8 protein-coding genes are annotated in these 10,101 nt (G+C 53.7%); 3 read left to right on the top strand and 5 right to left on the bottom strand.

The features are described from left to right. Positions 1-220: 220 nt before the first annotated feature. The gene (locus ACJROR_RS10480) at positions 221-1,708 is read right to left on the bottom strand and encodes an MATE family efflux transporter (protein ID WP_406547007.1); all 1,488 of its coding nucleotides are present in this window, start codon (positions 1,706-1,708) and stop codon (positions 221-223) included. 72 nt (positions 1,709-1,780) lie between these two features. Continuing rightward, the gene (locus ACJROR_RS10475; protein WP_406547006.1) at positions 1,781-2,308 is read right to left on the bottom strand and encodes a PaaI family thioesterase; all 528 of its coding nucleotides are present in this window, start codon (positions 2,306-2,308) and stop codon (positions 1,781-1,783) included. Positions 2,309-2,493: 185 nt separating this feature from the next. Between ACJROR_RS10475 and ACJROR_RS10470 the strand changes: the two genes are divergently transcribed. From ACJROR_RS10470 to nudC, 3 genes are all read left to right on the top strand, one after another. Then, positions 2,494-4,134, top strand: coding sequence for a chorismate-binding protein (locus ACJROR_RS10470; RefSeq protein WP_406547005.1), 1,641 nt, complete (start codon positions 2,494-2,496; stop codon positions 4,132-4,134). Continuing rightward, positions 4,125-4,685, top strand: a complete 561-nt coding sequence (locus ACJROR_RS10465) for an anthranilate synthase component II (RefSeq protein ID WP_406547004.1) — start codon at positions 4,125-4,127, stop codon at positions 4,683-4,685. The genes ACJROR_RS10470 and ACJROR_RS10465 overlap by 10 nt, the downstream gene beginning before the upstream one ends. Positions 4,686-4,813: 128 nt before the next feature. Continuing rightward, positions 4,814-5,668: an NAD(+) diphosphatase gene (gene nudC, locus ACJROR_RS10460; RefSeq protein WP_406547003.1), complete on the top strand. Its 855-nt coding sequence runs from the start codon at positions 4,814-4,816 to the stop codon at positions 5,666-5,668. Between the two features lie 81 nt (positions 5,669-5,749). On the opposite strand, the gene ACJROR_RS10455 is transcribed toward nudC, so the two are convergent. From ACJROR_RS10455 to ACJROR_RS10445, 3 genes are read right to left on the bottom strand one after another with little or no spacing between them, the layout of a single operon-like run. Beyond that, positions 5,750-8,116, bottom strand: a complete 2,367-nt coding sequence (locus ACJROR_RS10455; RefSeq protein WP_406547002.1) for an ATP-binding protein — start codon at positions 8,114-8,116, stop codon at positions 5,750-5,752. Positions 8,117-8,129: 13 nt separating this feature from the next. Then, positions 8,130-9,407, bottom strand: a complete 1,278-nt coding sequence (locus tag ACJROR_RS10450; protein WP_406041638.1) for a hypothetical protein — start codon at positions 9,405-9,407, stop codon at positions 8,130-8,132. A gap of 5 nt (positions 9,408-9,412) precedes the next feature. After that, entirely contained in the window at positions 9,413-9,769 is a 357-nt protein-coding gene (locus ACJROR_RS10445) for an Hpt domain-containing protein (RefSeq protein ID WP_406547001.1), read from the bottom strand. Between the last annotated feature and the right edge of the window lie 332 nt (positions 9,770-10,101).

Raw genomic sequence — 10,101 nt, 5'->3', positions numbered from 1 at the left:
GGACGATGCTTTAAGCAAGATTTCCGACCTTCGGCGCTACGTTATCATGTACGTCTATGGCCGTTTCATTATCAAAGAGATATAGGGAGCAGGCACATCTAATACCGGCAGAGACCTTTTTATGAGGGGGATTCCTTTTCGTTATCAAAGATCTCACAGGATACCGGACAGGACTCGCATTTTTGCCCCAAAGATCTTGTTGAAAAATCTGTTAAACCGCTCAATCCGAATCAGTTTCTCTGTGATTTACCGCATTCGGATTCTCTTGATCCGGCTTAACAGCGAGAGCCTTTTCCTGAAAGTTCCGGATCCAGCGATCCCGCAGGAGTCGCAGCAGGAACAAAAGGCCCCGGACACAAAGCTCCAGAGCCATGGCAAACCATACCCCGGCAAGACCGAATCTTCCGGCCAGAAATGCCGCCAGGGGCAGTCTTACCAGCCAGATACTGGCAAAATTGTAAATACTGGGAATCAGTGTATCCCCCACCCCGCGGAAAACGCCGTTGGCCACAATGGCCACCGCAAACATCGGTTCTGCAAAGGCCTCGAGTCTCAGAATCTGGGTACCCAGACTTCTGATGTCCGGATCCGGGGACATAATGCCAATGAACACCGGCGCCAAAATATAAAGAAGCACCGCCATCCCGGCCATTACCAGCATGCCCAGAGAAACACACATGCGTCCCAGTCTTCTGGCAGTGTCAAAAAGACCGGCTCCGGCCACCTGCCCGATAATGGCCGTGGCCGCCACGGCAATGCCGTACCCCGGCATATAGCAGAGACTTTCCGCCGTTATGGCAAAGGCGTTAGCAGCCAATGCTGCCGTTCCCAGCGGGGCCACAATAACCGTAAAGGTGATGTAGGCGCTGCTCATCAAAACCTGCTCCAGAGCCACCGGCATGGAAATCCGCACAGCCCCTCGTAAGTCATGGGCGACAAAATGCGTTTTCTCCTCGGGATGCTTCCGGAGAACAGGCGATCTTTTCAGAAGATAAAAAAGGAGTATTCCGGCGATAAGGAGCTCAGCAAGACCGGTGCCCAAAGCAGCTCCGATAACTCCGAGACCGGCGCCGGGAATACTGATGACGCCAAAGGGAAGAGCGATCTCAAACCCCGGAAAAATCAGAAAGGCATTGAAAATCACGTCAAGAACGCACATCACGATGTGCAAAAAGCTCGGGAAGGACATATTGCCCGAGGACTGAATCATGCCGGTGGCCACCCCGTTAAGCTGCACCGCCGGAAAAAATAACGCAAAGATCAGAAAGTACCAGGAGGCATTCAGGTTAATATCCGGAGATCCCCCCAAAAGCTCTGGCAGAAAGGGACTTATTGCCGCTCCCAGTCCTCCCATAACCAGACTGAAGATAAAGGTTACCCGGAGCCCCTGTCCCACGATGTTCCGGGCGTCCTTAAGGAAGCCCGCTCCGATTTTCTGGGCCGCCTGCACCGAAAACCCCATCCCCGCCGCCATGGCAAAGCCATAGAAGAGCCAGGTGCTGGAGGCTATAAGACCGATAGAGGCGGAATCCCGGGCTCCCAGCTGACCTACCATGGCAGCGTCAATATACTGCATTACCGTGGATGATATCTGAGCCAGCACCGCCGGAATGCTGAGGAGAAGCACCATTTTAAGCTGAGCACCAAAGGAAAGCTGCTCGCCTCTGGTAAGGCGGGTCAGAAGAGTCTCTTTGGCGGCAGCGCTCATATGTGTGTCCTGAAAGAATGAAGTGAAGAGCCTGATAAACCGGAAAACAGGCCCGGGAATGCAGAACAGAGGTCAGGCAGATCCCGCGGACTTCCCGGGACTATCGGAATGACCGATACCGGAAATATGCTCCGGATGGGGTTCCGAAGGCTTCTCCGCAGCATCCTTGGCAGGGCTCATATGCCGTCTTACCGCCAAAGTCATATGCCCCTCGGCAATAAGATTGTTATCTTCGTCCCGTACCGTTACCAGCCAGACCTGAACGGAAGAACCCAGATGCCGGGGCACCGCATGAGCAGTGACAAAACCTTCCCGCACCGCTCTCAGATGGTGGGTCTCAATATCAAGCCCCATGCAGGAATGGGCTTTATCGGCGGCATAGTTGCCGGCGATGGATCCCAGAGTTTCAATAAGCGCGGCCGTGGCGCCCCCGTGGAGATACCCGTAGGGCTGCCGGGTTCTGTCATCCACCGGCATCCGGGCCTCCATCCAGTCATCTCCGAAAGCGGTGAAGCTAATGCCCAGCCCGGCCATGAGCCCCTTCCGGCAGAAGGAGTTCAGGACCTCCATGGTAAAAGGCTTTTTCCAGATAACGCTCATTTATTTTCCTTAAGCTCCCGTCTCCGGCCCCGGCCGGAAATAATCCTGAACATTATAAAGGAGATTTCCGTCCGGGTAATGCCGGATTATCATCAGCGGTGTACAATGAGCCCGCCGTTATCGGGCTCTCCGGGAGCGGCCCCTTGATCTGATATCCGAGAGCGCTTAAACATGGGACACTGAACATGCAAATATTCGCCGGCTGCTGTTACCGGGATCCTGCAGAAACCGTTGCCGTATTTTCTCCCGGGGATATACAATCGGGCCTTGACCGCATTCAGGAGCTCCGGGATCAGGGCTTTTATCTTCTGGGCTATATGCGCTACAGCCTGGAAAAACCCCATGAAAAAGGCTGCCCCCTGATTTTCTTTGAGGCCTTCAGATCCTGTGAGAATCTCCGCGATACCGCAAACCGGGATGCTGCCGCCCCAGGTGCTGCAGACACCGCTGACCTGCCTGTCGGAATTGCCGTAATCCCTCTTATCTCCCGGGAAGAGTACTTTAATAAAATCGCCTTTATCCGGGAACAGATCCTGAACGGCATCGCCTACGAGGTAAACTACACCTATCCCTCTCTGGTAAAAGCCAGCATCTCCGGACTCTCTCTCTACAATTATCTGCTCCGAAGGCAGCAAACACCTTATAACGCCTTTTTGGAAAACCGGTACGAAACCATTATGTCATTCTCCCCGGAACTCTTTTTCCGGATAAAGGGCAGACATATTGTTACCAAACCCATGAAGGGCACCATACGCCGCGGTCATACTCCGGAGGAAGACCGGAAAAACCGGGATTTTCTGGCCCGGGATCCTAAAAACCGGGCAGAAAACCTTATGATCGCAGATCTGCTCCGGAATGATCTCGGCATGATTGCCCGGGACGGCACCGTCAGAGCTGACAGGCTTTTTGCCATTGAAAAGCATCCCACTGTTTTTCAGATGACCTCGGAAATATCCGCCGAACTCAGATCAGAGGTTTCTCTTTATGACATCATAAGAGCTCTCTATCCCTGCGGTTCCATCACCGGCGCCCCGAAATTATCCGCCATGAGGGTAATCAGAGAAGCCGAGCCCTTTGACAGAGAGGTTTACTGCGGGGCCATTGCCTGGCTGCACGGAGATGAAGCAGTGTTTTCGGTTCCCATCAGGATTCTCCAGAAACAGCATGATGAACAGTATTTCAGGTACTATGCGGGAGGAGCGGTCACCTTCGATTCCACAGCCGCTGATGAGTGGGAGGAAACTCTGGCCAAAACAAAATTTCTGGAAAGCGGGTTTTCGCTTATTGAAACAGGAACCGGAAATCAGGATCGGGAGCTTCATCTCAGCCGGCTGAGAAACTCCGCCCGGGAATTCGGCTTTGCCTGGCCCCGGGAACTGGATTTCTTTGCGTTTCCGGAGGATCGTGTTGCGCGCATTGAGCTTTTCCGGGACGGCCGTTACGACATTACCGAAAGGCCCCTCCCTGCTCCGGCAATCCGGCCCCGGGTTCGCATTAACGGGAAGGTAAATTCCCAAAACCCCTTTCTGTACCATAAAACCTCGGTGAGAAGCCCGGCGCCCCGGGACTTCTTTGAGGAAATCCGGGTTAACGAAAGAAACGAAATCACCGAGGGAACCTTTACCAACGTGGCCGCCCAAATCGGAGACACGCTGTTCACTCCGCCGGTATCCTCCGGTCTCTTGAACGGGGTTATGAGACAGCGTCTTATCCGGGACGGCGTTCTCCGGGAAAAAACGCTGTCTCCCGAAGATCTCCGAAAATCAGCGCGGATCTTCTGCATGAATTCCGTAAGAGGAATGTTCGAGGTGGAATTATGCTCCTGATAGACAATTACGACTCCTTTACCTACAACATCGTCCAGTATCTCAGGATGCTCGGCGAACGACCCCAGGTGATAAAAAACGATGAAATGACCCCTGATGCCATTGACCGGCTCCGTTTCCAGAAAATCATCATCTCTCCGGGCTGGGGCTCCCCGGAAAACTCCGGCGTCTCCATGGAGGTAATCCGGCGCTATCAGGATAAAGCGCCCATTCTGGGAATCTGCCTGGGCATGCAGTGTCTGGCGGCGTTTTTCGGGGCCAGGATCGTCAGAGCTCCTGTCCCCTGTCACGGCAAGAACTCGGATATCTTTTTCAGGAAGGGTTTTGAGCTCTTTAAGGACTTCCCCCAAGGCTTCAGTGCCACCAGATATCATTCCCTCATGATTTCAAATCCGACGCCGGATACGGAAATCATGGCGGAAACCGCGGATCACATCCCCATGGCTCTCCGGATCCGCAATAAACGGCTATACGGCGTGCAGTTTCATCCTGAAGCCGTGCTTACGGAACACGGGATCGATATTTTCAGAAATTTCATCTCCCTCTGCTGACTGAGAAAGTCATAAAATCATGGCGTGCTATGATCATGACAAGCTATGATCATGGCAGACCTGATGGCAGGATAAGAAGCCGAAAAATTGCATATCGAGGGAAGGAAGGATGACTGACGAGGTAAAACATGCTGCATGAACTTAACGAACACGTCTTCAGAAACAAGTACTCCCTGAAAAGGCCGCCCCGGGACAGCGACTTTGTAATGGCTTTTAAGGGCCGAAGCATTCTGGTAAAGGGGGATGGCAAGAGCAAGCCTCTCAGTCTTCCGGAGGTCCGGCTTTGGGGAGAGCTGGAGCAGCTTCAGTATCTCTTCGCCATTGATGACCGGGCCTTCTTCCTTTATACCGGCAATGCCGGATCCGAAAACTGCGGGGATCTCGAAATCCCCGGCTTCTCCTGGCAGGACATTATCGTGCTCCGCTCGGATAATCCCAGGATGGTCTGCTTCGCCGGCGCCACGGCCTGGCATCTTCACTCCTGGTATCAAAGCAGCAGATACTGCGGAAAATGCGGGACAGCCACCGAGCCTTCCGAAGAGGAGCGGGCCATGGTCTGCCCCTCCTGCCATAACATTATCTATCCCCGCATCGCCCCGGCGGTTATTGTGGGCATTACCCACGGAGATCAGATACTGGTGACCCGCTACCGGGATCGCCCCTACCGGGGACTGGCTCTTATCGCCGGCTTTTGCGAAATCGGGGAAACTCCGGAAATGACGGCCCGGAGGGAAGCCATGGAGGAAGCCGGACTTAAGATCCGGGATCTTCGCTACTTCGGATCCCAGCCCTGGGGACTGGACAGCAATCTTCTGGTGGGCTACATGGCCCGGGTGGACGGGAGCTCGGAGATTATCCGGGACGAAAACGAACTCGCGGAAGCCTTCTGGGTGTCCCGGGAGGATCTTCCGGAGCCAGACACTACTATTTCCCTTACCAGAACCATGATGTCCTGCTTTAAGAAAAACGGCTTTGCATTCTGACCGGAAATGCCCCCTTCCGGCGCCAGACGGTAATTCCCCGGTAAACCGGAGGCCGTCTCCCGGCTGCCGTCTTTCTATAGCCTATTCTATGGTTTCAATGCGCTGATCGCTGCTATTGGCCTTATCCCCCTGACTCTGCTTCACAATGTCAAAAATAAGACCCAGATTGCTTTCCTCCAAAGCGGAGGAAACGCTGCCCGCGCGGCCGCTGTCATCGTTATCCGCCCCCTCGTCGCTGCCGCGGTTTACCAGCCGCTTTTCCTGAAGCTCCTCCTTGAGAGCCTCATTCTTTTCCAGGATGATCTCTGCCAGATTCTGCAGCTTGCTTTTGAGAGTTTCGGAATTAACCGGCTTGGACAGGATGTCGATCATGCCGGCAGCGTGGCAGTCATGCCGCTCCTCGTCGGAACTGTTGGCGGTGAGAGCCACTATCGGAAGATTGCGGTACCGGGACAGGATCTTTCGGGTCGCCTGAATGCCGTCCATCACCGGCATTCTGATGTCCATGAGGATAAGCTCCGGGAGTTCCTGGAACACGCTATTGACCGCCTCCTCGCCGTTCCCGGCCACCCGTACCTTGTGCCCCAGATTTTCCAGCATGGTTTTAAGAACAAACTGATTGATGCGGGAATCCTCCACCAGAAGAATTCTGAAATGCGCGTTATAAACCTTCCGGGGCTTTATGACGGAGGTAGCGCCGATGATCTCGTTCCGCACCACCAGGCACGGGATCTCGAACCAGAAGGTGGTGCCCTTTCCCAGCACGGATTTAATGCCGATTTTACCCTCCATGCATTCCACCAGACGCTTGGAGATAGCCAGTCCCAGTCCGGATCCCCCGTATTTGCGGGAAATGGATCCGTCCAGCTGCACAAACGGCGTAAAGAGATTCTTCAGCTTGGCTCCCGGAATCCCGGGGCCGGTATCCTGGATGGAAAATTTCAGCCGGTTTTCAAAACGCTCCGCCAGCACCCGCACGCCGCCCTTGCTGGTAAACTTCACCGCATTGTTAATGAGGTTGTAAAAAATCTGGGACAGGCGGTGGGCATCCCCTACCACCATTAACGGGAAGTTGTCGCTGAACTTCAGGGTAAGTTCAATGCCCTTGTCATGAGCCCGGCCCTCCATCTGGCTCACCACCGAGCTTATGGTATCGCGGATGTTGTAGTTGGTTTTCTCCATGATCATGGCCTGAGAGGAGATGTGGGAGAAGTCCAGCACGTCATGAAGAATGTTCTGCAAAACCGAGGTGCTCTGAGAAATGTTCTTGAGATAGCCCCGCTGTTCCTGGGTAATATTGTCGGAATGGCCCACGATTTCAATAAGCCCCATAATGGCCTGCAGCGGGGTTTTGATTTCATGGGAAATCTCAGCCAGATAGCGGGTGGAGGCCAGACTGGCCTTCTCGGCGTTTTCCTTGGCCTTGCGGAGAATCTGATTCTGACTGTGGCTTTTGGTGATGTTCAAGAGATTGCCCCGGTAACCGGCAAAGCTGCCGTCGGCATGGTAATAAGGCTCCCCGTTAACCAGAATCCAAATTACCCGGTCATTGCTGGAGCACGGGATCTTCAGATTGACAATCAGATTATGATTGGCGGCAATGTCGTGATAGAGCTTCCTCTTCAGCTCTTTGGGAGCGTCAATGGCCTCCCATTTTATGTAGTCCAAAAGCCGGTTCCCCACCAAACTCTGATACGGCGGGAGATCGCTGTCCAGATTCTGCGCATATTCCGTGGCGTCGTTGGCAAACACATGGGTAATCCGGAACTTGCTGTCGGTCTGCCAGAGCATTTCATGGGAAAGACGCCGGAACACCTTCACCTTGTCCTGATAGTCCAGAAGAGCCCGGGTGCGGCTTTTCACCATCTGCTCCAGCTGGGTTCGGTAGCGAAGATTGATCATGGCCTGAGTAAATACCGGCAGCACCTCCATTATATCCCGGCGGCTTCTTAAATTCATGGCAAAGGGCTGCCGGCTCATGCAGATAAAGAGAAACTTTTCATCCTGAAGGAGAAGCGGGATCAGCATGACATTCCGGATCTGCTCCCTGAGGGCCGGATCCGTTCCCTGAAAATCCGGCATTCCGGAGGGATCGTAAAGCACCTGAATACGCCCCCGGAAACTTCTTTCAATAACGCCGGTATCCTTCCAGACCTGAGTCATAAGAGCGGGATCCGAGGCATAGACCACGGAAAGCTCCCGGGCTTCCTCCCGCCGGGACAGGAGCACCACCTTTTCAAAATCCACAAAGGAGCGCATGGCCCGGATCAGCACTTCATACTGTTCTCTTTCCCCGTAAACATGCTCCAGATCCTTCAGCATGCCGAACAGGCTTCTCTGAGAAAAGTGCTGCCAGATTTCCCGATCCTCGGAAAAGGAATGCAGCAGAAAACTGATTTTGTTCTGCTCCTCGAGAGAGTAGGCGGAAAACACTTCCTCGCTCTTCATATTACCGCTCTCCCTACACAGCTTCCCTTTCCATAAACCACACCGACACTATCATGTAGTTTCCCATGACATATTCCAGGACATCCATGCTTTTAACTAATTCCCCGTTCTGCGGCATCGTTACGAAAGGATGTTTCTTATTGGCCCGCACTGCGGACACCACGCTTTCAAAATACCGGGCTGCCATTTCTCCGGTGCTGTAGAACTGGCAGATATAATGAAGAGACCCCAGAATCACCCGATCCGAGGAATAACCGATTTTGCACAGATAGCGCACCATGTCATTGCCGGAAACCGCCATGAGACAGATCCGCTCCCCCGGCTCCCAGATGTGGGAAATCTGAATGGCGCGCTCCGGGGTAATATTCCTGAGATAGGTAAAGGTGAAACGTTCCGGACCTCTGATATCGGCGGAACAGACCGCCAGCGTCCAGCGATTGCGTACCTTTGACAGCTCCTGATTGAGCTTGTCCGGACTCCAGGAGGAGCTGTCCTGATCCAGCCAGCGGAACAGCACATCCGCCGCCGGCTGATTGTCTATCTCGCTGATAAAGCATCCCGAAGATTCGGTAACAATGCCGTAATATCCCTCAGGCTCGCTGTTATTCTCCCCGGTAACCACGACATCGCAGTCCGTATAGAGGAAGGTCATAAGAAAAAGGCTCTTTCCGGTAATGACCTGCTCCTCGTTAAAAACGGCAACATCTCCCTCAGAGGTATCAAGAATCCCGCCGGCCACCTGCACTGAATCCCCCATGTGCTTCGCCAGGGCGGCAGCAAAGGGGAACTGGGCATCATCAGTGCAATGAAAAAGAATCAGATCCGGAAACACCCCGAGGAATCCGGCCCGGGCGGAGACCCTGTTAAAAACATTATCGGGATTAATGTCCATGTCAGGAGAATAGGCGCCGGCAACGCTGCCCAGAAATACGTCTTCGCCGGTAAAAGCCAGGGCAATAATCCCCCGCGCCCGGGGGGTTTCGGGCTCCTTGAACCTGTTTACCGAAAACCGGTTCCGGGAGGCGCCTCCGGAGGACGGCATCATGCCGGATTTGCCCCCGATAAGCGCATGGGCGTCAAAGGAGCCGTTTTCCGCGCTCATGCCCGCAAAGGGAATATCCGCAAAAAACTCCCGGCAGGCCTCCTGCAGCTTTGCGGGAGACAGCGATTTCTGAAAATAGAGACAAACCCCGGCTATTTTCCCGCCGCCCTCCTTAAGGATCTCGCGGGACAATTCCGCCACGGCCTCTCTTTCATCAGAGAGCATGGTACTGGCAGTAACCACCTGCATAGGTCTCAGAACCCCTGAAGATCTTCAGCGGTAAGGCTGTTCACGGCATCCCTGGTCTCTTTGAGAATGCTGATAAAGCTTCTTACCTCCTCAGCAAAATCCGTGAGCGGAACCTTAGCCTTGCATTTTTTATCAAGCCGGAGAGCCTGCTCAAGGGCATCATCGGCGCCGTAAGTGCCCAGCACGGATTTCTGAGTGTGAATATCCCGCGCCAGGGTCTGGTAATCTCCCGTATCCAGCGATTTTTGCAAGCGCTCAATGGTCTCCGCTGATTCCTGAACATAGATATCCCGGAGGCCCGGAAACATGTCAAATCCCACGTCCCTGACCATGCCGCGCAAAGTGCCTTTGTTTATAATCATTCCTTATCCCGTCCCGGCATCCTCTTAATCAAAACGTAATGCCTTCTGAAAAAACAATGCCTTATTTCTCTTCTTCCTTCGCTGCTGCGTTCTTGACATCATCTCCCCGCATCATAACAGCAGCAGGGCAAAAAAAATGCAAGAACTGTCAAAAACACGCGCAAGCGGCCGGAGAAACTTTCAAAAACAGACCTGCCGCAAAATTTAGCCGTACGCAGATCCGGAACCCTCAGGAGCCTCCGGAGCCGGGTATTTCCGGCAGTCCCTTTTCCTGAAAATACACCACGGCGGTTTTTGCGATCTCTCCGGATTTCTGCCAGCGGGTTATTTTG

Origin of the sequence: Succinimonas sp. (genome assembly GCF_045225735.1) — a bacterium.
GTDB lineage: Bacteria > Pseudomonadota > Gammaproteobacteria > Enterobacterales > Succinivibrionaceae > Succinimonas.
Note: the sequence above shows the minus strand (reverse complement) of the source record. Positions and strands in the feature narration are given on the sequence as shown.

Bases quoted from the DNA above. Each gene is read 5' to 3' on its own strand.
- ACJROR_RS10475 (WP_406547006.1), bottom strand. From the start codon at position 2,308: ATGAGCGTTATCTGGAAAAAGCCTTTTACCATGGAGGTCCTGAACTCC.
- ACJROR_RS10445 (WP_406547001.1), bottom strand. From the start codon at position 9,769: ATGATTATAAACAAAGGCACTTTGCGCGGCATGGTCAGGGACGTGGGA.
- ACJROR_RS10455 (WP_406547002.1), bottom strand. From the start codon at position 8,116: ATGAAGAGCGAGGAAGTGTTTTCCGCCTACTCTCTCGAGGAGCAGAAC.
- ACJROR_RS10470 (WP_406547005.1), top strand. From the start codon at position 2,494: ATGCAAATATTCGCCGGCTGCTGTTACCGGGATCCTGCAGAAACCGTT.
- ACJROR_RS10450 (WP_406041638.1), bottom strand. From the start codon at position 9,407: ATGCAGGTGGTTACTGCCAGTACCATGCTCTCTGATGAAAGAGAGGCC.
- ACJROR_RS10480 (WP_406547007.1), bottom strand. From the start codon at position 1,708: ATGAGCGCTGCCGCCAAAGAGACTCTTCTGACCCGCCTTACCAGAGGC.
- nudC (WP_406547003.1), top strand. From the start codon at position 4,814: ATGCTGCATGAACTTAACGAACACGTCTTCAGAAACAAGTACTCCCTG.
- ACJROR_RS10465 (WP_406547004.1), top strand. From the start codon at position 4,125: ATGCTCCTGATAGACAATTACGACTCCTTTACCTACAACATCGTCCAG.